The sequence below is a fragment of the Brevibacillus sp. SIMBA_040 genome (genome assembly GCF_046535075.1).
Classification (GTDB): Bacteria; Bacillota; Bacilli; order Brevibacillales; family Brevibacillaceae; genus Brevibacillus.
In genome coordinates this window covers 1-856 of sequence record NZ_JAWRXI010000048.1, presented here as the reverse complement: position 1 = coordinate 856, position 856 = coordinate 1, and the positions used below count along the sequence as shown (strand labels likewise).

Annotated in this window: 1 protein-coding gene; it reads left to right on the top strand. The window is 41.5% G+C overall.

The window, feature by feature from the left end; genetic code table 11:
* Positions 1 to 856: IS256 family transposase (locus tag SB752_RS31875; protein ID WP_410719431.1), on the top strand; the 856-nt coding region annotated here is incomplete at both ends.

Below are 856 nucleotides of genomic sequence, written 5' to 3'. Positions count from 1 at the left end.
TAAAGAAACATCAGTCCAATGTTACAGGGATCGAAGATCAAATCCTTGCGCTCTATGCCAAAGGTGTTTCTACGCGTGATATCCAAGACCATCTGCACCAGCTCTATGGCATTGAAGTCTCACCAACGCTTATTTCTAATGTCACGAATAAAGTCGTACCTCTGATTAAAGAGTGGCAAAATCGCCCCTTACAGTCGGTTTATGCGGTCGTATTCTTAGACGCTATTCATTTTAAAGTCAAACAAGACGGTGCTATTGTAAACAAAGCTGCCTATATGGTGATTGGCATTGACCTTGACGGTCATAAAGATGTACTTGGGATCTGGATTGGTGAGAATGAATCCGCAAAATTCTGGCTGTATGTACTCAATGAACTCAAAAACCGTGGGGTTCAGGATATTCTTATTACAAGCGTAGATAACCTTCGTGGTTTTACAGAGGCTATTTCTGCATGTTACCCAGAGACAGAGATTCAGAAATGCGTTATCCATCAAATTAGAAATTCGATCAAGTACGTTTCTTATAAGGATTTAAAGAGGATTACGTCTGAATTAAAGCCCATTTATAAGGCTCCAACGGAGCAAGCTGCACTGGAAGAGCTCGAACAGTTTGAGCAAACTTGGGGGAGTAAATATCCCTTACTGGTACGTTCCTGGCGTACCAACTGGGATGAAATTGCTACCTTCTTTAAATATCCTCCAGAGATTCGAAAGCTGATCTATACGACCAACGTCATTGAGAGTTATCATCGACAACTACGAAAAGTAACAAAGGGAAAAGCCATGTTTCCCACAGACGATGCCCTTCTTAAGATGTTATATCTCGTAACCATGGATGTCTTACGAAAATGGACGGG